A 21,465-nucleotide genomic window follows, 5' to 3' on the forward strand; every position below is an offset into this window, starting at 1 on the left:
TCATGTATGATACGCGCCCCATTTCGTTGCCCGACTGTCCGAGAACACCCCATGCAGCTCTCTTCGCTCACTGCGGTTTCCCCTGTTGACGGCCGCTACGCCGGCAAAACCCAGGCCCTGCGCCCAATTTTCAGCGAGTACGGCCTGATCCGTGCCCGCGTCCTGGTTGAAGTGCGCTGGCTCCAGCGCCTGGCCGCTCACCCCGCCATCAGCGAAGTGCCGGCGTTTTCCGCCGAAGCCAACGCCGTGCTCAACACCCTGGCGGAAAATTTCTCCCTGGAGCACGCCGAGCGTGTGAAAGAGATCGAACGCACCACCAACCACGACGTAAAAGCCATCGAGTACCTGCTCAAAGAGCAAGCGGCCAAGCTGCCGGAACTGGCCCAGGTCAGCGAGTTCATCCACTTTGCCTGCACCAGCGAGGACATCAACAACCTGTCCCACGCCCTGATGCTGCGCGAAGGCCGTGATGACGTGATGCTGCCGCTGATGCGCCAGACCGCCAACGCTATCCGCGAACTGGCGATCCGTTTCGCCGACGTGCCGATGCTGTCGCGCACCCACGGCCAGCCGGCCTCGCCTACCACCCTGGGCAAAGAGCTGGCCAACGTGGTCTACCGCCTTGAGCGCCAGATCGCCCAAGTGGCCGCCGTGCCGTTGCTGGGCAAGATCAACGGCGCCGTGGGCAACTACAACGCCCACCTGTCGGCCTACCCCGAGATCGACTGGGAAGCCAACGCCCGTGCATTTATCGAAGACGAGCTGGGCCTGGGCTTCAACCCGTACACCACACAGATCGAACCGCACGACTACATCGCCGAGCTGTTCGACGCCATTGCGCGCTTCAACACCATCCTGATCGACTTCGATCGCGATATCTGGGGCTACATCTCCCTGGGCTACTTCAAGCAGCGCACCATTGCCGGCGAAATCGGTTCGTCGACCATGCCGCACAAGGTCAACCCGATCGACTTCGAAAACTCCGAAGGCAACCTCGGCATCGCCAACGCCCTGTTCCAGCACCTGGCCAGCAAGTTGCCGATCTCCCGCTGGCAGCGCGACCTGACCGACTCCACCGTACTGCGTAACCTCGGCGTGGGCTTCGCCCACAGCGTGATCGCGTACGAAGCCAGCCTCAAAGGCATCAGCAAACTGGAACTCAACGAGCAGAAAATCGCCGCTGACCTGGACGCTTGCTGGGAAGTACTGGCCGAGCCGATCCAGACCGTGATGCGTCGCTACAACATCGAAAACCCCTACGAGAAGCTCAAAGAGTTGACGCGTGGCAAGGGCATCAGCCCTGAAGCGCTGCAAACTTTCATCGATGGCCTGGATATGCCAGCTGCTGCCAAGGCCGAGCTGAAACTGCTCACCCCGGCCAATTACATCGGTAATGCCGTGGCCCAGGCCAAGCGCATCTGATCCAAGCAAGACCCTTGAGACGCCCGGCCGCGCCGGGCGTTTTTATTCCAGTCTGAAAAGTGCTTTTTTTCAATAGGTTACACATGAATCCTGATATCCCTCTTCAACTTCTGGGCGGCATCACGGCACGGGAATTCCTGCGCGACTACTGGCAGAAAAAACCGTTGCTGATCCGTCAGGCCATCCCTGACTTCGAAAGCCCCATCGACGCCGACGAACTGGCCGGCCTGGCCTTGGAAGAAGAAGTCGAATCGCGCCTGGTGATCGAGCACGGCGAACGTCCATGGGAACTGCGCCGCGGCCCGTTTGCCGAAGACGCCTTCAGCACACTGCCCGAGCGCGAATGGACCCTGCTGGTGCAAGCGGTCGATCAGTTCGTACCGGAAGTGGCCGAACTGCTAGAGCAGTTCCGCTTCCTGCCAAGCTGGCGCATCGACGATGTGATGATCAGCTTTGCCGCGCCCGGCGGCAGCGTCGGCCCGCACTTCGATAACTACGATGTGTTCCTGCTGCAGGCCCAAGGCAAGCGCAACTGGAAGATCGGCCAGATGTGCAACTCCGAGAGCCCGCTGCTGCAACACGCCGACCTGCGCATCCTGGCTGAATTCGAAGAAAGCGCCGAATGGGTACTGGAACCGGGTGACATGCTCTACCTGCCACCGCGCCTGGCCCACTACGGCATTGCCGAAGACGATTGCATGACCTACTCCGTCGGCTTCCGCGCCCCAAGCGCAGCCGAAGTGCTGACCCACTTCACCGACTTCCTCGCTCAATACCTGACCGACGAAGAGCGCTACACCGACGCCGACGTCCAGCCGGTCAGCGACCCGCACCAGATCCAGAGCGACGCCCTCGATCGCCTCAAGAGCCTGCTGGCCGAGCATATGAGCGACGAGCGCATGCTGCTGACCTGGTTCGGCCAATTCATGACCGAGCCGCGCTATCCGGAATTGGTAGCCGGCGAAGAGCTGGGCGAAGAAGATTTCGTCGCCAGCCTGCAGGACGGCGCGATTCTGGTGCGCAACCCGAGCGCGCGCATGGCCTGGTCGGAAGTGGACGATGACGTGCTGCTGTTCGCCAGCGGCCAGAGTCGCTACTTGCCGGGTAAATTGCGCGAACTGCTGAAAATGATTTGCTCCGCCGATGCCCTGCACGCCGAGAACCTCGGCCCGTGGCTGGCGGACGAAGACGGTCGCGCCCTGCTGTGCGAACTGGTGAAGCAAGGAAGCCTGGGATTTGCCGATGAATAAGATTCACGTAAGTGTCGCGGACTGGCATAAGGATATCGCTGAGATTCGGCGCATTCGTGAAGCGGTGTTTATCGCTGAACAATCGGTCCCACCTGAACTGGAGTGGGACTCCGACGACGCAGATGCCATGCATTTCCTCGCGTACGAGGGTGACTTTCCGATTGGTACTGCGCGCCTACTGCCCAGCGGCGAGATCGGCCGCGTGTCGGTACTCAAGGACTGGCGCGGTCTGAAGGTGGGCGACAAGCTGATGGAGGCGGTGATCGAAGCGGCTGAAAAACGTGGCCAGACCAAGCAATTCCTCAGCGCCCAGGTGTATGCCGCACCGTTCTATGAGCGCTTGGGTTTCGAGATCGTCAGCGATGAATTCCTGGAAGTCGGGATTCCCCATGTCGATATGGTGCGCGGAGCCTGATTCGAGATCGCGTCGCTGCTATTGGGGGCAAGCCCCCGATAGCTATTTCAGCACCACCAGCAATGCCCTGCCATGCGGGGCATTTTGCCGTCTACGATTCAATAAGCGACCGCCCAGGCCGACAAACTGGCACTATCACGCCTAATTGACTCGCAGAGATAACGGACATGCACCTACGCACCCTGCTCACCGCCCTCCTCCTGGCTGTAAGCGTCTCGGCCAGCGCCGACACCGAAGTCCTCAACCTGAGCAACCGCACCAGCGCCGACCTATTGCCGGTGGCGCAGAATTTTATCGGCAAGGACGGTACGGTCAGCGCCTATGGCAACCAGCTGATCGTCAACGCTGCCCCCGACAAAGTGCAGGGATTACGCGCCCTGCTGGCACAACTGGATACGCCAGCCAAGCGCCTGCTGATCACCGTCGACACCAATGAAAACAATCAGCAGGACACCGGCGACAGCCAGACCCGCATCATCAGCTACGGCACCGTCAGCCGCGACGGCGGCATTCAGCAGATCCAGGCCAGTGAAGGCGTGCCCGCACTGATCCAGGTCGGCCAGAGCGTGCCGCTGACCACCACCTCGCAAGACAGCTACGGGCGCCTGCAAAACCAGACCCAGTATCGCAACGTCACCCAAGGGTTCTATGTCACCGCCAGCGTCACCGGCGACACCGTACACCTGGCGATCAGTACCAACCGTGACCGCATGAGCCAGGAACGTCCCGATGTAGTGAACGTGCAAAGCACCGACACAACCATCAGCGGCCGCCTGGGCGAGTGGATTCCTCTGGCCGGCATCAATCGCCAGACTCAGGCCGATAAAACCTCCGCAACCCGCACCTACTCTACGCAGGGCCGCGATGACCTGACATTGCGGGTCAAGGTCGACACCCTGAACTGAAGCACCAAAAACTGACTGACGAGTCGTATTAGACTAAAGATGTAGTGCCTGAAAAAAAGCACTACAAAACATTTGACGATCGAAAAAAGCCTGGGCATGATGGCCTCGCTCCCGCTAATCAGGGGCCCTGGCAAGGGCCTTCGGATCGTCGCTCCAAGCTACCCACCCGAGCCGATTCGTGTCTGTACCGCCCACAAGGCGTGTTTGACGAGGTTGCGACTGGAACGAAGTTGTCCCGAGGGACGGAAGCTAACCAGGTAACCCGGCAACACACTGATGGATCGTACAAAGGCCCACGACGCCCGAAGACCGTTCGCAGTCTGCCCTTACCTGCTCAACTCCCCCTTGAGCCATCGTTCATCCTGTCGCCTACCCCGTCGAACCTGACCTGACCTGACCGCCTACGCTTCTGATCAGCGAGCAGCCATGACCACGCACTGACTACAGTGGCTGGCCAACGGAATGTTCAACCCAGTAGATTTTCCACAAAGACGCGACGAGGTTTTTCCCCATGGCACTGACACGCGAACAGCAAATTGCAGCCCTTGAAAAAGACTGGGCTGAGAACCCACGCTGGAAAGGCGTGACCCGCGCTTACTCCGCTGCTGACGTCGTCCGCCTGCGCGGCTCGGTTCAACCTGAGCACACCTTTGCAAAACTCGGCGCCGAGAAGCTGTGGAACCTGGTCACTCAAGGTGCCAAGCCATCCTTCCGTCCCGACAAAGATTTCGTCAACTGCATGGGCGCCCTCACTGGCGGCCAGGCAGTCCAGCAGGTAAAAGCCGGTATCCAGGCGATCTACCTGTCCGGCTGGCAAGTGGCGGCGGACAACAACTCCGCTGAATCCATGTACCCCGACCAATCGCTGTACCCGGTGGACTCCGTACCGACCGTGGTCAAGCGCATCAATAACTCGTTCCGTCGCGCCGACCAGATCCAGTGGAAAGCCGGCAAGAACCCAGGCGACGAAGGCTACATCGACTACTTCGCGCCGATCGTGGCTGACGCCGAAGCCGGTTTCGGCGGCGTACTGAACGCCTACGAGCTGATGAAGAGCATGATCGAGGCCGGCGCTGCCGGCGTGCACTTCGAAGACCAACTGGCGTCGGTGAAGAAATGCGGCCACATGGGCGGCAAGGTACTGGTACCGACCCAAGAAGCGGTACAGAAACTGACCGCGGCGCGCCTGGCTGCTGACGTTGCCGGCACGCCGACCATCATCCTGGCCCGCACCGACGCCAACGCTGCCGACCTGCTGACCTCGGACTGCGATCCGTACGATCAGCCGTTCGTCACGGGCGAGCGTACCCAGGAAGGTTTCTACAAAGTGCGCGCAGGTCTGGATCAAGCCATTGCCCGCGGCTTGGCCTATGCCCCGTACGCCGACCTGATCTGGTGCGAAACTGCAAAGCCGGACCTGGACGAAGCCCGTCGCTTCGCCGAAGCGATCAAGAAGGAATACCCGGACCAACTGCTGTCCTACAACTGCTCGCCTTCTTTCAACTGGAAGAAGAACCTGGACGACGCGACCATCGCCAAGTTCCAGCGCGAACTGTCCGCCATGGGCTACAAACACCAGTTCATCACCCTGGCTGGCATCCACAACATGTGGCACAGCATGTTCAACCTGGCGCACGACTACGCCCGCAACGACATGACCGCTTACGTGAAGCTGCAAGAGCAGGAATTCGCTGACGCCGCCAAGGGTTACACCTTCGTGGCTCACCAGCAGGAAGTGGGCACCGGCTACTTCGACGACATGACCACCGTGATCCAGGGCGGCACCTCGTCCGTGACCGCGCTGACCGGTTCGACCGAAGAAGAGCAGTTTCACTGATCGATGTGAGTACACGGCCACGGCGGACTTCTTAAAAAGCTAACCGCAGTGCCGCACGATCTGACGCCCCGACTGGTTCGGGGCGTTTTTTTGCCCGCACACACCTCATCAGAGAGCGGGCTTGCCCTCGATAGAGGGGGATCAGCAAGAAAGCTATAGCCTGACACTCAGCCATCGGCCCCCCCCCTCCCGCATGAGGAACCTTGCAACCTGAAGATTTTGTACAAAATCTTGATCCAGAGCGGTATTCGTTGCAGATAAATCGGTTAAAAGTTCCGCTCCAACAACTAGCGGTAACCGAGCAAGTAACGGCAACTTCCCTCGCCACACCATGACCACCCGCTTAAAACTCGCCCAAACAATATTCATTATCATTTAGAACATAGAAACTTCGTTACAACCTAAACAAAACACAATTGATCAAATGCCCGCTAATGCCCACGCCACAAGGGCTGCAGCCCCACAAAGGTGCACTATGTCCTTATTCCATCGAATAATTTCGCCATCGGAATTTTACTTGCCCGGTGTTTAGCCATAAAATCACCGCGATTGACTACGCTGCGACATATCGTCACTGCATCGTTACTTTTTTCGAGCTCAGAGACCTTTGCTCTCTGTTAAGGATTTCCAGCATGACCGAAGCGACAGGACTCATAGCCCACAATTGGGGCTTTGCCATTTTCCTCCTCGGTGTTGTCGGCCTCTGTGCCTTCATGCTCGGCGTCTCCAGCCTCCTCGGGTCAAAAGCCTGGGGCCGCAGCAAAAACGAACCGTTCGAGTCCGGCATGCTACCTACAGGTGGCGCCCGCTTGCGGCTCTCAGCCAAATTCTATCTGGTCGCGATGCTGTTCGTGATCTTCGATATCGAAGCCCTCTTTCTCTTTGCCTGGTCTGTGTCCGTCCGCGAAAGCGGCTGGACCGGATTCGTCGAAGCTCTCGTTTTCATAGCAATTCTGTTGGCAGGTCTTGTCTACCTGTTCCGAGTGGGCGCCCTTGACTGGGCTCCGGAAGCTCGTCGCAAGCGGCAAGCGAAGCTGAAACAATGAGGCTTTGGCGATGCAATACAATCTCACCAGGATCGACCCGGATGCTCCTAACGAGCAGTACCCCATCGGCGAACGGGAAACCGTCTCCGATCCGTTAGAAGATCAAGTCCACAAAAACATCTACATGGGCAAACTCGAAGACGTGCTGAGTGGCGCGGTCAACTGGGGACGTAAGAACTCCCTGTGGCCGTACAACTTCGGCCTTTCGTGCTGCTACGTGGAAATGACCACCGCATTCACGGCGCCCCACGACATTGCGCGCTTCGGCGCCGAAGTGATCCGGGCCTCGCCGCGCCAGGCGGATTTCATGGTTATCGCCGGTACCTGCTTTATCAAGATGGCGCCGATCATTCAGCGTCTCTACGAGCAAATGCTCGAGCCGAAGTGGGTTATCTCCATGGGTTCGTGCGCCAACTCCGGTGGCATGTACGATATCTACTCCGTGGTCCAGGGGGTGGACAAGTTCCTGCCCGTGGACGTCTACGTGCCTGGCTGCCCGCCCCGTCCTGAAGCATTTCTGCAAGGCTTGATGCTGTTGCAGGAATCGATTGGCAAGGAGCGTCGCCCACTTTCCTGGGTTGTCGGAGATCAAGGCGTATACCGCGCCGAGATGCCGTCACAAAAGGAACAGCGCCGCGAACAGCGTATTCAGGTCACCAACCTGCGCAGCCCCGACGAAGTCTGATCCAGCGCCGCTTCTTTCATAGAACGAAAACCTGGCTTCATTCTTTACGTTGACCGAAAGCGATAAAAAACCATGACTACAGGCAGTGCTCTGTACATCCCGCCTTACAAGGCAGACGACCAGGATGTGGTCGTCGAACTCAATAACCGTTTTGGCCCTGACGCCTTCACCGCCCAGGCCACGCGCACCGGTATGCCGGTGTTGTGGGTGGCGCGCGCCAAGCTCGTCGAAGTCCTGACCTTCCTGCGCAACCTGCCCAAGCCGTACGTCATGCTCTATGACCTGCATGGCGTGGATGAACGTCTGCGCACCAAGCGTCAAGGGCTGCCGAGCGGCGCCGATTTCACCGTGTTCTATCACCTGATGTCGCTGGAACGTAACAGCGATGTGATGATCAAGGTCGCGCTGTCCGAGAGCGACCTGAGCATCCCAACCGTGACCGGCATCTGGCCGAATGCCAGCTGGTACGAGCGCGAAGTCTGGGACATGTTCGGCATCGACTTCCCGGGTCACCCGCACCTGTCGCGCATCATGATGCCGCCGACCTGGGAAGGTCACCCGTTGCGCAAGGACTTCCCGGCCCGTGCCACGGAATTCGACCCGTTCAGCCTCAACCTCGCCAAGCAGCAGCTTGAAGAAGAGGCCGCGCGCTTCCGCCCGGAAGACTGGGGCATGAAGCGTTCCGGCGCCAACGAGGACTACATGTTCCTCAACCTGGGTCCTAACCACCCTTCGGCCCACGGTGCCTTCCGCATCATCCTGCAGCTGGACGGCGAAGAAATCGTCGACTGCGTACCGGACATCGGCTACCACCACCGTGGCGCCGAGAAGATGGCCGAGCGTCAGTCCTGGCATAGCTTCATCCCCTACACCGACCGTATCGACTACCTCGGCGGCGTGATGAACAACCTGCCGTACGTGCTCTCGGTCGAGAAGCTGGCCGGCATCAAGGTGCCAGACCGCGTCGACACCATCCGCATCATGATGGCCGAGTTCTTCCGCATCACCAGCCACCTGCTGTTCCTGGGTACCTATATCCAGGACGTCGGCGCCATGACCCCGGTGTTTTTCACCTTCACCGACCGTCAGCGCGCCTACAAGGTCATCGAGGCCATCACCGGTTTCCGCCTGCACCCGGCCTGGTATCGCATTGGTGGTGTGGCCCACGATCTGCCGAACGGCTGGGAGCGCCTGGTCAAGGAGTTCGTCGAGTGGATGCCCAAGCGTCTGGACGAGTACCAGAAGGCCGCCCTGGACAACAGCATCCTCAAGGGTCGTACCATCGGCGTCGCCCAGTACAACACCAAGGAAGCCCTGGAATGGGGCGTCACCGGTGCTGGCCTGCGTTCCACCGGTTGCGATTTCGACCTGCGTAAAGCACGCCCGTATTCCGGCTATGAGAACTTCGAGTTCGAAGTACCGCTGGCGGCCAACGGCGATGCCTACGACCGTTGCATCGTGCGCGTCGAAGAAATGCGCCAGAGCCTGAAGATCATCGAGCAGTGCATGCGCAATATGCCGGCAGGCCCGTACAAGGCGGATCACCCGCTGACCACGCCGCCGCCCAAAGAGCGCACGCTGCAGCACATCGAAACCCTGATCACGCACTTCCTGCAAGTTTCGTGGGGCCCGGTCATGCCGGCCAACGAATCCTTCCAGATGATTGAAGCGACCAAGGGTATCAACAGTTATTACCTGACGAGCGATGGCGGCACCATGAGCTACCGCACCCGGATTCGCACCCCAAGCTTCGCCCACTTGCAGCAGATCCCTTCGGTGATCAAAGGCGAGATGGTCGCGGACTTGATTGCGTACCTGGGTAGTATCGATTTCGTTATGGCCGACGTGGACCGCTAAGCATGAACAGCACGCTTATCCAGACAGACCGTTTCACTTTGAGTGAAACCGAGCGCTCGGCCATCGAGCACGAGCTGCATCACTACGAAGACCCGCGCGCGGCGTCGATCGAAGCCTTGAAGATCGTCCAGAAGGAACGTGGCTGGGTACCGGACGGTGCCCTCTACGCCATCGGAGAGATCCTCGGCATCCCCGCCAGCGACGTTGAAGGCGTGGCCACGTTCTACAGCCAGATCTTCCGTCAGCCGGTCGGCCGCCACATCATTCGCGTGTGCGACAGCATGGTCTGCTACATCGGCGGTCACGAATCCGTGGTCAGCGAAATCCAGAACAAGCTGGGCATCGGCCTCGGCCAGACCACCCCGGACGGCCGCTTCACGCTGCTGCCGGTGTGCTGCCTGGGCAACTGCGACAAGGCGCCGGCGTTGATGATCGACGACGACACATTCGGTGACGTGCAGCCTGCTGGCGTGACCCAATTGCTCGAGGGCTACCCATGACCCTGACTTCTTTCGGCCCGGCCAACCGCATCCAGCGGTCGCCCGAAACTCACCCATTGACCTGGCGCCTGCGCGACGATGCCGAACCGGTATGGTTTGACGAGTACCAGGCCAAGAACGGTTACGCCGCAGCTCGCAAGGCCTTCGCCGACATGGCCCAGGACGATATCGTCCAGACCGTGAAAGACGCTGGCCTCAAAGGCCGCGGCGGTGCAGGCTTCCCCACGGGCGTCAAATGGGGCCTGATGCCCAAGGACGAATCCATCAACATCCGCTACCTCTTGTGCAACGCGGATGAAATGGAGCCGAACACCTGGAAAGACCGCATGCTGATGGAGCAACTGCCCCATCTGCTGATCGAAGGCATGCTGATCAGTGCCCGCGCATTGAAGACCTACCGTGGCTACATCTTCCTGCGCGGCGAGTACACCACCGCCGCCAAGCACCTCAACCGTGCCGTGGAAGAAGCCAAGGCCGCCGGCCTGCTGGGCAAGAATATCCTCGGTTCGGGTTTTGACTTCGAACTGTTCGTGCACACCGGCGCCGGGCGTTATATCTGCGGTGAAGAAACCGCGTTGATCAACTCCCTCGAAGGCCGTCGCGCCAACCCGCGCTCCAAGCCGCCCTTCCCTGCCGCCGTGGGCGTGTGGGGCAAGCCGACCTGTGTGAACAACGTCGAGACCCTGTGCAACGTGCCGGCGATCATCGCCGACGGCGTGGACTGGTACAAATCCCTGGCCCGCGAAGGCAGCGAAGACATGGGCACCAAGCTCATGGGCTTCTCCGGCAAGGTCAAGAATCCTGGCCTGTGGGAGCTGCCCTTCGGCGTGACTGCCCGCGAGCTGTTCGAGGACTACGCCGGCGGCATGCGCGACGGCTACACCTTGAAAGCCTGGCAGCCAGGCGGTGCCGGTACCGGTTTCCTGCTGCCCGAACACCTCGACGCCCAAATGTATGCCGGCGGCATCGGCAAGGTGGGCACCCGCATGGGTACGGGCCTGGCGATGGCGGTGGACAACACCGTCAACATGGTCTCGTTGCTGCGCAACATGGAGCAGTTCTTCGCCCGTGAATCCTGCGGCTTCTGCACCCCATGCCGCGATGGCCTGCCGTGGAGCGTCAAGCTGCTGATGGCCCTGGAAAAAGGCGAAGGCCGCGAGGGTGATATCGAGACCCTGCTGGGTCTGGTCGGCTTCCTCGGCCCAGGCAAGACCTTCTGTGCTCACGCACCGGGCGCCGTGGAGCCATTGGGCAGCGCAATCAAATACTTCCGCTCTGAATTCGAGGCCGGCATCGCGCCAACCCGCGCAGGCGACCTCAATCAGGTGGTATCACCGACCATGGTCGGTGCGTAACGCTTAAACAGGCGAAGGGTCCGTGCCCTTCGCCTTGTCATGTGCTGACGCCTTTAAGGCTGTGTAGATGCACATGAATAACAAGATTCCATTAGCCACGCCCGCTGACAACGGGCCAACGAAGAACTTTGAACCATGGCCACTATCCACGTAGACGGCAAAGCGCTCGAAGTCGATGGGGCGGACAACCTGTTACAGGCGTGTCTGTCACTAGGCCTCGACATCCCTTATTTCTGCTGGCACCCCGCGCTCGGTAGCGTCGGTGCCTGTCGCCAGTGTGCGGTCAAGCAATACACCGACGAGAACGACACCCGTGGTCGTATCGTCATGTCCTGCATGACCCCAGCCACCGACAACACCTGGATCTCCATCGACGATGAAGAATCCAAGGCGTTCCGCGCCAGTGTCGTCGAGTGGCTGATGACCAACCACCCTCACGACTGCCCGGTCTGTGAGGAAGGCGGTCACTGCCACCTGCAGGACATGACGGTGATGACCGGCCACAACGAGCGCCGCTATCGCTTCACCAAGCGTACCCACCAGAACCAGGACCTCGGCCCGTTCATCTCCCACGAGATGAACCGCTGCATCGCCTGCTACCGCTGCGTGCGCTTCTATAAAGACTACGCCGGCGGCACCGACCTTGGCGTATTCGGCGCCCACGACAACGTGTACTTCGGTCGCGTCGAAGACGGCGTGCTCGAAAGCGAGTTCTCCGGCAACCTCACCGAGGTCTGCCCGACCGGTGTGTTCACCGACAAGACTCACTCCGAGCGTTACAACCGTAAGTGGGACATGCAATTCGCCCCGAGCATCTGCCATGGCTGCTCCAGCGGTTGCAACATCTCCCCGGGCGAACGCTACGGCGAACTGCGTCGCATCGAAAACCGCTTCAACGGTTCGGTCAACCAGTACTTCCTGTGCGACCGTGGCCGTTTCGGCTATGGCTATGTCAACCGCGAAGACCGCCCACGCCAGCCACTGTTGGCCGGCGGCGCGAAGCTGAGCACCGACGAAGCCTTGGATAAAGCCGCCGACCTGCTGCGCGGCCGCACGATTGTCGGCATCGGCTCGCCACGCGCCAGCCTCGAAAGCAACTATGCGTTGCGCGAACTGGTCGGCGCCGAGCACTTCTACAGCGGTATCGAAGCCGGTGAGTTGGAGCGTATCCGCCTGGTTCTGCAGGTGCTGAACGACAGCCCGCTGCCGGTGCCGAACATGCGCGACATCGAAGACCACGACGCCATCTTCGTGCTCGGCGAAGACCTGACCCAGACCGCCGCGCGTATCGCGCTGTCGCTGCGTCAGTCGGTCAAAGGCAAGGCTGAAGAGATGGCCGACGCCATGCGCGTACAGCCTTGGCTCGACGCCGCCGTGAAAAACATCGGCCAGCACGCGCTGAACCCACTGTTTATCGCTAGCCTGGCGGAAACCAAGCTCGACGATATCGCTGAAGAATGCGTGCACGCCGCCCCCGACGACCTGGCCCGCCTCGGTTTCGCCGTGGCTCATGCCCTGGACGCGAGCGCACCTGCCGTCGACGGCCTGGACGCCGAAGCCGTCGAATTGGCCCAGCGCATCGCCGACGCGCTGCTGGCCGCCAAACGTCCGCTGATCATCGCCGGCACCTCGCTGGGTTCCAAGGCACTGATCGAGGCCGCCGCCAACATCGCCAAGGCCTTGAAGCTGCGCGACAAGAACGGCTCCATCAGCCTCGTGGTACCGGAAGCCAACAGCCTCGGCCTGGCCATGCTTGGTGGCGAATCCGTGGATGCCGCGCTACAAACGGTGATCGACGGCAACGCCGACGCCATCGTGGTGCTGGAAAACGATCTGTATACCCGCACCGACGCGGCCAAGGTGGACGCCGCCTTGAACGCCGCCAAGGTGCTGATCGTCGCCGACCACCAGAAGACTGCCACCAGCGACCGTGCCGACCTGGTACTGCCAGCCGCCACTTTCGCCGAAGGCGACGGTACCCTGGTCAGTCAGGAAGGCCGTGCGCAGCGCTTCTTCCAGGTGTTCGATCCGAAGTACATGGACGCCAGCATCCTGGTTCATGAAGGCTGGCGCTGGCTGCATGCCCTGCGCTCCACCCTGCTGAATCGGCCAATCGACTGGACCCAGCTCGACCACGTCACCGCCGCCACTGCCGCGAGCGCGCCGCAACTGGCACGTATCGTCGACGCCGCGCCGTCCGCTGCATTCCGCATCAAGGGTCTGAAACTGGCTCGTGAGCCGCTGCGTTATTCCGGTCGTACCGCCATGCGCGCCGATATCAGCGTGCATGAACCACGTACGCCGCAAGATAACGACACCGCGTTCGCCTTCTCCATGGAAGGTTATTCGGGTTCGGCCGAACCGCGTCAGCAAGTGCCGTTCGCCTGGTCGCCAGGTTGGAACTCACCACAGGCGTGGAACAAGTTCCAGGACGAAGTCGGTGGCCACATCCGCGCCGGCGACCCAGGCACTCGCCTGATCGAAACCCAGGGCGATTCGCTGAACTGGTTCGCGGCGGTCCCGCGTCCTTTCAACCCGGCCCCGGGCACCTGGCAGGTCGTGCCGTTCTTCCACCTGTTCGGCAGCGAGGAGAACTCTTCCAAGGCCGCACCGGTTCAGGAGCGCATCCCCGCCGCCTACGTGTCCATGGCCAAGTCCGAAGCCGACCGCCTGGGTGTCAACGACGGTGCCCTGCTGAGTTTGAACGTTGCCGGCCAGACCCTGCGTCTGCCGCTGCGTATCAACGAAGAGCTGAGTGCCGGCCTGGTTGCACTGCCTAAAGGCCTCGCCGGCATCCCGCCGGCGATCTTCGGCAAAACCGTTGACGGTCTGCAGGAGGCAGCGCAATGACCTGGTTCACCCCTGAAGTGATCGACGTGATCATCTCGGTCGTCAAGGCCATCGTGATTCTGTTGGCCGTGGTCGTGGCGGGCGCCCTGCTCAGCTTCGTCGAACGTCGCCTGCTGGGCTGGTGGCAGGACCGTTACGGCCCGAACCGCGTTGGCCCATTCGGCATGTTCCAGATCGCCGCCGACATGTTGAAGATGTTCTTCAAGGAAGACTGGACCCCACCGTTTGCCGACAAGGTGATCTTCACCCTGGCACCGGTCGTGGCCATGAGCGCCTTGCTGATCGCCTTCGCGATCATCCCGATCACCCCGACCTGGGGCGTGGCGGACCTGAACATCGGCTTGCTGTTCTTCTTTGCCATGGCGGGTCTGTCGGTCTATGCGGTGCTGTTCGCCGGTTGGTCAAGTAACAACAAGTTCGCCCTGCTGGGTAGCTTGCGGGCCTCGGCCCAGACCGTGTCCTACGAAGTGTTTATGGGCCTGGCGCTGATGGGCATCGTGGTGCAGGTCGGCTCGTTCAACATGCGCGACATCGTCGAGTACCAGGCGCAGAACCTGTGGTTCATCATTCCGCAGTTCTTCGGCTTCTGTACCTTCTTCATCGCTGGCGTGGCCGTGACGCACCGTCACCCGTTCGACCAGCCGGAAGCGGAACAGGAACTGGCCGACGGTTACCACATTGAATACGCCGGCATGAAGTGGGGCATGTTCTTCGTCGGTGAATACATCGGCATCATCTTGATCTCGGCCCTGTTGGTCACGCTGTTCTTCGGCGGCTGGCACGGTCCGTTCGGCATCCTGCCGCAGCTGGCGTTCTTCTGGTTCTTCCTGAAGACCGCGTTCTTTATCATGCTGTTTATCCTGCTGCGCGCTTCCATTCCGCGTCCACGGTATGACCAGGTGATGGATTTCAGCTGGCGCTTCTGCCTGCCGCTGACCCTGATCAATTTGCTGGTGACTGCTGCCGTTGTGTTGTTGAACACGCCAGCGGGCGCGGTTCAGTGAGGATTTGACCCATGTTCAAATATATTGGCGACATCGTTAAGGGTACCGGTACCCAGTTGCGAAGCCTGGTGATGGTTTTCGGCCATGGCTTCCGCAAACGCGACACCCTGCAATACCCGGAAGAAGCGGTGTACCTGCCGCCGCGCTATCGCGGCCGCATCGTACTGACCCGCGACCCCGATGGCGAAGAGCGTTGCGTTGCCTGCAACCTGTGCGCCGTGGCGTGCCCGGTAGGTTGCATCTCCCTGCAGAAAGCTGAAACCGAAGACGGTCGCTGGTACCCGGACTTCTTCCGCATCAACTTCTCGCGCTGCATCTTCTGCGGCCTGTGCGAGGAAGCTTGCCCGACCACCGCGATCCAGCTCACACCGGATTTCGAGATGGCCGAGTTCAAACGTCAGGACCTGGTGTACGAGAAAGAAGATCTGCTGATCTCTGGTCCCGGTAAAAACCCTGATTACAACTTCTATCGTGTTGCAGGTATGGCCGTTGCCGGTAAGCCAAAAGGCGCCGCACAAAACGAAGCCGAGCCGATCAACGTGAAGAGCTTGCTGCCTTAAGGAAGAAAGATGGAATTCGCTTTCTATTTCGCATCGGGTATCGCGGTTGTGTCCACGCTTCGCGTGATCACCAACACCAACCCCGTGCACGCCCTGCTCTACCTGATCATTTCGCTGATCGCCGTGGCCATGACCTTTTTCAGCCTCGGCGCACCGTTCGCCGGTGTACTGGAAGTGATCGCCTACGCCGGCGCCATCATGGTGCTGTTCGTGTTTGTGGTGATGATGCTCAACCTGGGGCCGGCTTCGGTCGCCCAGGAACGCGTCTGGCTCAAGCCCGGCATCTGGCTCGGCCCGGTTGTCCTCGCGGCCCTGCTGCTGGGTGAACTGCTGTATGTACTGTTCGCTCACCAGAGCGGCCAGGCCATCGGCCACACCACTGTGGATGCAAAAGCCGTGGGCATCAGCCTGTTCGGCCCGTACCTGCTGGTGGTCGAACTGGCGTCGATGCTGCTGCTCGCCGCAGCCGTCACCGCCTTCCACTTGGGCCGCAACGAAGCCAAGGAGCAATGACGATGCCTGCTATCCCTTTGGAGCATGGTCTGGCGGTCGCCGGCATCCTGTTCTGCCTTGGCCTGGTCGGCCTGATGGTTCGCCGTAACATTCTGTTCGTGTTGATGAGCCTGGAAATCATGATGAACGCCGCAGCACTGGCCTTCATCGTTGCGGGTGCACGTTGGGGCCAGCCGGATGGACAGGTCATGTTCATCCTGGTGATCAGCCTCGCAGCGGCCGAGGCCAGTATTGGCCTGGCGATCCTGCTGCAGCTGTATCGTCGCTTCCACACGCTTGATATCGACGCTGCCAGTGAGATGCGCGGATGAACATGATCTTTCTGACTTTCCTGTTTCCCCTGATCGGGTTCCTGCTGCTGTCGTTCTCTCGCGGGCGCTGGTCGGAAAACCTTTCGGCCTTGATCGGCGTGGGGTCCATTGGCCTGTCGGCGATCGTCGCCGCCTACGTCATCTGGCAATTCAACGTGGCGCCGCCGGAAGGCGGTCACTACACCCTGGTGCTGTGGCAGTGGATGTCGGTGGAGGGCTTCAAGCCCAACTTCGCCCTCTACATCGATGGCCTGTCGATCACCATGCTTGGCGTGGTGGTGGGCGTGGGTTTCCTGATCCACCTGTTCGCGTCCTGGTACATGCGCGGTGAAGCGGGCTACTCGCGCTTCTTCTCGTACACCAACCTGTTTATCGCCAGCATGCTGTTCCTGGTGCTCGGCGATAACCTGTTGTTCCTGTACTTCGGCTGGGAAGGCGTGGGCCTGTGCTCGTACCTGTTGATCGGTTTCTACTACAGCAACCGCAACAACGGTAACGCCGCACTCAAAGCGTTTATCGTCACCCGTATCGGCGACGTGTTCATGGCCATCGGCCTGTTCATCCTGTTCCAACAGGTGGGCACGCTGAACATCCAGGAACTGCTGGTGCTGGCGCCGCAGAAATTCCAGGTCGGTGACTTCTGGATCACCCTGGCGACCCTGATGCTGCTGGGCGGCGCCGTGGGTAAATCCGCGCAACTGCCACTGCAGACCTGGCTGGCGGACGCGATGGCCGGTCCTACCCCGGTGTCGGCCCTGATCCACGCCGCAACCATGGTGACCGCGGGTGTCTACCTGATCGCCCGTACCCATGGCCTGTTCACCCTGGCGCCGGAGATCCTGCACCTGGTGGGCCTGGTCGGCGGCGTGACCCTGGTACTGGCCGGCTTCGCCGCGCTGGTGCAGACCGACATCAAGCGTATCCTCGCCTACTCGACCATGAGCCAGATCGGCTACATGTTCCTGGCCCTGGGCGTCGGCGCCTGGGACGCGGCGATCTTCCACCTGATGACCCACGCCTTCTTCAAGGCCCTGCTGTTCCTCGCTTCCGGTGCGGTAATAGTTGCCTGCCACCACGAGCAGAACATCTTCAAAATGGGCGGCCTGTGGAAGAAACTGCCATTGGCCTACGCCAGCTTCATCGTCGGTGGTGCCGCCCTGGCCGCCCTGCCGCTGGTGACCGCAGGTTTCTACTCCAAGGACGAAATCCTCTGGGAAGCCTTTGCCAGCGGTAACCAGAACCTGCTGTACGCAGGCCTGGTCGGTGCCTTCATGACCTCGCTCTACACCTTCCGCCTGATCTTCATCACCTTCCATGGTGAAGCCAAGACCGAAGCGCACGCAGGCCATGGCATCTCCCACTGGCTGCCACTGTCGGTGCTGATCATCCTGTCGACGTTTATCGGCGCCATGATCACCCCGCCACTGGCCGGCGTACTGCCGGAAAGCGTCGGCCATGCCGGCGGCGACGCCAAGCACAGCCTGGAAATCGCCTCGGGCGCCATTGCCATTGCCGGTATCCTGCTGGCAGCCCTGCTGTTCCTCGGCAAGCGCCGCTTCGTGACCGCCGTGGCCAACAGTGGCATCGGCCGTTTCCTGTCGGCCTGGTGGTTCGCTGCCTGGGGCTTCGACTGGATCTACGACAAACTGTTCGTCAAGCCGTACCTGGCCATCAGCCATGTACTGCGTAAAGACCCGCTCGACCAGACCATTGGTTTGATCCCGCGCGCGGCCAAAGGCGGTCACACCGCCCTGAGCCGCAGCGAGACCGGCCAATTGCGTTGGTATGCGGCTTCCATGGCGGCTGGCGCCGTGCTGGTGATCGGCGCCATCGTAGTGGTAGCGGTCTGATATGAACTTTGCGAACTTGCGAAAGGAAACGAGCCCGTCATGATTCTGCCCTGGCTAATCCTGATCCCCTTTATCGGCGGCCTGCTCTGCTGGATGGGTGAACGCTTCGGCGCCACCCTCCCCCGCTGGATTGCGTTGCTGACCATGTCCCTGGAACTCGCGCTCGGCCTCTGGCTGTGGGCCCATGGCGACTATTCATTTGCTCCGGCACCGGGTGTCGATCCCACCTTCGCGCTTGAATTCAAGCACGTGTGGATCCAGCGCTTCGGCATCAATGTGCACCTGGCCCTCGACGGCCTGTCGCTGTTGATGATCCTGCTGACCGGCCTGCTGGGTATCCTCTCGGTACTCTGCTCCTGGAAAGAAATCCAGCGTCACGTGGGCTTCTTCCACCTGAACCTGATGTGGATCCTGGGCGGTGTGGTCGGCGTGTTCCTCGCCCTCGACCTGTTCATGTTCTTCTTCTTCTGGGAAATGATGCTGGTGCCGATGTACTTCCTCATCGCGCTCTGGGGTCACAGTTCTTCGGACGGCAAGAAAACCCGGATCTACGCGGCGACCAAGTTCTTCATCTTCACTCAGGCTTCCGGCTTGATCATGTTGGTGGCGATCCTGGGTCTGGTGCTGGTCAACTTCAACAACACCGGCGTGATTACCTTCAACTACGCCGACCTGTTGAAGACCAAGATGTCCCTGACCACCGAGTACGTGCTGATGCTGGGCTTCTTCATCGCCTTCGCGGTGAAGCTGCCGGTGGTGCCGTTCCACTCCTGGTTGCCGGACGCTCACGCCCAGGCACCGACTGCCGGTTCCGTGGACCTGGCCGGTATCCTGTTGAAGACCGCTGCGTATGGTCTGCTGCGTTTTGCCCTGCCGCTGTTCCCGAATGCTTCGGCCGAATTTGCGCCGATCGCCATGACCCTCGGTCTGATCGGGATTTTCTACGGTGCGTTCCTGGCCTTCGCGCAAACCGACATCAAGCGTCTGATTGCTTTCTCGTCCGTTTCCCATATGGGCTTCGTACTGATCGGCATCTATTCCGGCAGCCAACTGGCGCTGCAAGGTGCAGTGATCCAGATGCTGGCTCACGGCGTTTCGGCCGCGGCCCTGTTTATCCTCAGTGGTCAGCTGTACGAGCGTCTGCACACCCGTGACATGCGCGAGATGGGTGGCGTGTGGTCGCGCATTGCCTACCTGCCGGCGATCAGCCTGTTCTTCGCCGCCGCGTCCCTGGGCCTGCCGGGCACCGGCAACTTCATCGGCGAATTCCTGATCCTGATGGGCGCGTTCGTACAAACGCCGTGGATCAGCGCCATCGCCACCTCCGGTCTGGTGTTCGGTTCGGTCTACTCGCTGATCATGATCCACCGCGCTTACTTCGGCCCCGCCAAGTCCGACACTGTCCTCAAAGGGATGGATGCGCGCGAACTGATCATGGTGCTCGGTCTTGCGGTATTGCTGATCTACATCGGCGTGTACCCGCAACCGTTCCTGGACACTTCTGCCGCAACGATGCATGGCGTGCAGCAGTGGTTCGGCACCGCCTTCTCTCAACTCGCTTCGGCCCGGTAAGAGCGCTATGGAATTCACGATCCAACACTTTATCGCGCTTGCGCCGCTGCTGATCACCAGCCTCACCATCGTGGTGGTGATGCTGGCGATCGCCTGGCGCCGCAATCACTCGCAAACGTTCCTGCTGTCCTGTGCCGGGTTGAACCTGGCCCTGCTGTCGATCATTCCGGCCCTCAAGGTCGCGCCGTTGGCGGTCACCCCGCTGATGATGATCGATGACTTCGCACTGCTGTACATCGCGTTGATCCTGGTGGCCACCCTGGCATGCGTCACCCTCGCCCACGCCTACCTCGGCGAAGGCGGCACCGGCTACCCGGGCAACCGCGAAGAGCTGTACCTGCTGATCCTGCTGGCTGCGGCCGGCGGTATCGTGCTGGTCAGCGCCCAGCACCTGGCAGGCCTGTTCATCGGCTTGGAACTGCTGTCGATCCCGACGTATGGCCTGGTGGCCTATGCCTTCTTCAACAAGCGTTCTTTGGAAGCCGGCATCAAGTACATGGTGCTGTCGGCCGCCGGTTCCGCGTTCCTGTTGTTCGGTATGGCCTTGCTCTACGCCGAAGCCGGCAGCCTGAGCTTCACCGGTATCGGTCATGCCTTGGCCGCCACCAACATGCCTGCACCGATCGCCCAACTGGGCCTGGCGATGATGCTGATCGGCCTGGCCTTCAAACTGTCGCTGGTGCCGTTCCACCTGTGGACCCCGGACGTGTACGAAGGCGCCCCGGCGCCGGTGGCTGCGTTCCTGGCGACCGCGTCGAAAGTGGCAGTGTTTGCGGTGATGGTGCGTCTGTTCCAGATCTCCCCCGCTGCCAACACCGGCGTGCTGAGCAACGTACTGACCGTGATCGCCATTGCGTCGATCCTGTTCGGTAACCTGCTGGCGCTGACTCAAAACAACCTCAAGCGTCTGCTGGGTTACTCGTCTATCGCCCACTTCGGCTACCTGCTGATCGCCCTGGTGGCGAGCAAAGGCCTGGCCGTGGAAGCCATCGGTGTGTATCTGGTCACCTACGTGATCACCAGCCTTGGCGCATTCGGCGTGATTACCCTGATGTCGTCCCCTTACAAGGGCCGTGACGCCGACGCTCTGTACGAATACCGTGGCCTGTTCTGGCGCCGTCCGTACCTGACCGCTGTGCTGACCGTGATGATGCTGTCCCTGGCCGGTATCCCGCTGACCGCAGGCTTTATCGGCAAGTTCTACATCATCGCTACCGGTGTCGAAGCCCATGAGTGGTGGCTGGTTGCCTCGCTGATTCTGGGCAGCGCCATCGGCGTGTTCTACTACCTGCGCGTGATGGTCACCCTGTACCTGATCGAGCCGAACCTGCGTCGTGTGGATGCCGAGCTGCATTGGGAACAGAAAGCTGGCGGCGTGATGCTGCTGGCCATCGCCCTGCTCGCCTTCTTCCTCGGCGTCTACCCACAGCCGTTGCTCACCTTGGTGCAGCACGCGGTGCTGGGTGTTTGATCGCTTAGCGGGAAGTGAGTAAACAAAAACGGCGCCTTCGGGCGCCGTTTTTGCATTGTGGG

The 21,465-nt window shown here is 60.7% G+C and carries 18 protein-coding genes; all 18 read left to right on the forward strand.

Annotated elements, in window-relative coordinates:
* The first annotated feature begins 51 nt into the window (after nt 1-51).
* The 18 genes from purB to nuoN all read left to right on the forward strand — a co-directional run bounded on the left by purB (nt 52) and on the right by nuoN (nt 21,403).
* A complete protein-coding gene (gene purB, locus ABX75_RS10315) occupies nt 52-1,422 on the forward strand; it encodes an adenylosuccinate lyase (protein ID WP_034098692.1) in 1,371 nt (456 codons plus the stop codon).
* A gap of 83 nt (nt 1,423-1,505) precedes the next feature.
* Nucleotides 1,506-2,672 carry a cupin domain-containing protein gene (locus ABX75_RS10320; protein ID WP_034098693.1) on the forward strand — a complete coding sequence of 389 codons (1,167 nt, stop codon included), beginning with the start codon at nt 1,506-1,508 and terminating at the stop codon, nt 2,670-2,672.
* Nucleotides 2,665-3,087, forward strand: a complete 423-nt coding sequence (locus tag ABX75_RS10325) for a GNAT family N-acetyltransferase (RefSeq protein WP_034098695.1) — start codon at nt 2,665-2,667, stop codon at nt 3,085-3,087. The genes ABX75_RS10320 and ABX75_RS10325 overlap by 8 nt, the downstream gene beginning before the upstream one ends.
* A gap of 167 nt (nt 3,088-3,254) precedes the next feature.
* Nucleotides 3,255-3,992, forward strand: a complete 738-nt coding sequence (locus tag ABX75_RS10330) for a secretin N-terminal domain-containing protein (RefSeq protein ID WP_047881876.1) — start codon at nt 3,255-3,257, stop codon at nt 3,990-3,992.
* Nucleotides 3,993-4,503: 511 nt separating this feature from the next.
* The gene (aceA, locus tag ABX75_RS10335; protein ID WP_003174717.1) at nt 4,504-5,829 is read left to right on the forward strand and encodes an isocitrate lyase; all 1,326 of its coding nucleotides are present in this window, start codon (nt 4,504-4,506) and stop codon (nt 5,827-5,829) included.
* Nucleotides 5,830-6,461: 632 nt separating this feature from the next.
* On the forward strand, nt 6,462-6,875 hold the full coding sequence (locus ABX75_RS10340; RefSeq protein ID WP_015372409.1) for an NADH-quinone oxidoreductase subunit A: 414 nt from the start codon (nt 6,462-6,464) through the stop codon (nt 6,873-6,875).
* Between the two features lie 10 nt (nt 6,876-6,885).
* Nucleotides 6,886-7,560 (forward strand): NADH-quinone oxidoreductase subunit B family protein, encoded by a 675-nt coding sequence (locus tag ABX75_RS10345; RefSeq protein ID WP_003219572.1) that lies wholly within the window; start codon nt 6,886-6,888, stop codon nt 7,558-7,560.
* A gap of 72 nt (nt 7,561-7,632) precedes the next feature.
* Complete coding sequence (nuoC, locus tag ABX75_RS10350; protein WP_034114186.1) at nt 7,633-9,417, forward strand: NADH-quinone oxidoreductase subunit C/D; 1,785 nt, start codon at nt 7,633-7,635, stop codon at nt 9,415-9,417.
* A gap of 2 nt (nt 9,418-9,419) precedes the next feature.
* Complete coding sequence (gene nuoE, locus ABX75_RS10355) at nt 9,420-9,917, forward strand: NADH-quinone oxidoreductase subunit NuoE (RefSeq protein ID WP_003174721.1); 498 nt, start codon at nt 9,420-9,422, stop codon at nt 9,915-9,917.
* A complete protein-coding gene (gene nuoF, locus ABX75_RS10360) occupies nt 9,914-11,272 on the forward strand; it encodes an NADH-quinone oxidoreductase subunit NuoF (RefSeq protein WP_034098702.1) in 1,359 nt (452 codons plus the stop codon). Before nuoE ends, nuoF begins: the two co-directional genes overlap by 4 nt.
* A 135-nt stretch (nt 11,273-11,407) precedes the next feature.
* Nucleotides 11,408-14,122, forward strand: a complete 2,715-nt coding sequence (gene nuoG / locus ABX75_RS10365) for an NADH-quinone oxidoreductase subunit NuoG (protein WP_040268711.1) — start codon at nt 11,408-11,410, stop codon at nt 14,120-14,122.
* Nucleotides 14,119-15,126 (forward strand): NADH-quinone oxidoreductase subunit NuoH, encoded by a 1,008-nt coding sequence (gene nuoH / locus ABX75_RS10370; protein ID WP_017137518.1) that lies wholly within the window; start codon nt 14,119-14,121, stop codon nt 15,124-15,126. Before nuoG ends, nuoH begins: the two co-directional genes overlap by 4 nt.
* A gap of 11 nt (nt 15,127-15,137) precedes the next feature.
* Entirely contained in the window at nt 15,138-15,686 is a 549-nt protein-coding gene (gene nuoI / locus ABX75_RS10375) for an NADH-quinone oxidoreductase subunit NuoI (protein WP_003174725.1), read from the forward strand.
* A gap of 9 nt (nt 15,687-15,695) precedes the next feature.
* Nucleotides 15,696-16,199, forward strand: coding sequence for an NADH-quinone oxidoreductase subunit J (nuoJ, locus tag ABX75_RS10380; protein ID WP_016974048.1), 504 nt, complete (start codon nt 15,696-15,698; stop codon nt 16,197-16,199).
* A gap of 2 nt (nt 16,200-16,201) precedes the next feature.
* Nucleotides 16,202-16,510, forward strand: a complete 309-nt coding sequence (nuoK, locus tag ABX75_RS10385; RefSeq protein ID WP_003174727.1) for an NADH-quinone oxidoreductase subunit NuoK — start codon at nt 16,202-16,204, stop codon at nt 16,508-16,510.
* Nucleotides 16,507-18,360, forward strand: coding sequence for an NADH-quinone oxidoreductase subunit L (nuoL, locus tag ABX75_RS10390; protein ID WP_034098705.1), 1,854 nt, complete (start codon nt 16,507-16,509; stop codon nt 18,358-18,360). The genes nuoK and nuoL overlap by 4 nt, the downstream gene beginning before the upstream one ends.
* A gap of 39 nt (nt 18,361-18,399) precedes the next feature.
* Nucleotides 18,400-19,932, forward strand: a complete 1,533-nt coding sequence (nuoM, locus tag ABX75_RS10395) for an NADH-quinone oxidoreductase subunit M (RefSeq protein WP_034098707.1) — start codon at nt 18,400-18,402, stop codon at nt 19,930-19,932.
* A gap of 7 nt (nt 19,933-19,939) precedes the next feature.
* Nucleotides 19,940-21,403 (forward strand): NADH-quinone oxidoreductase subunit NuoN, encoded by a 1,464-nt coding sequence (gene nuoN / locus ABX75_RS10400; RefSeq protein ID WP_034098709.1) that lies wholly within the window; start codon nt 19,940-19,942, stop codon nt 21,401-21,403.
* The last annotated feature ends 62 nt before the right edge of the window (nt 21,404-21,465 follow it).

Source organism: Pseudomonas sp. ARP3 (assembly GCF_001029595.1).
In the GTDB taxonomy this organism is placed as follows: Bacteria; Pseudomonadota; Gammaproteobacteria; order Pseudomonadales; family Pseudomonadaceae; genus Aquipseudomonas; species Aquipseudomonas rhodesiae.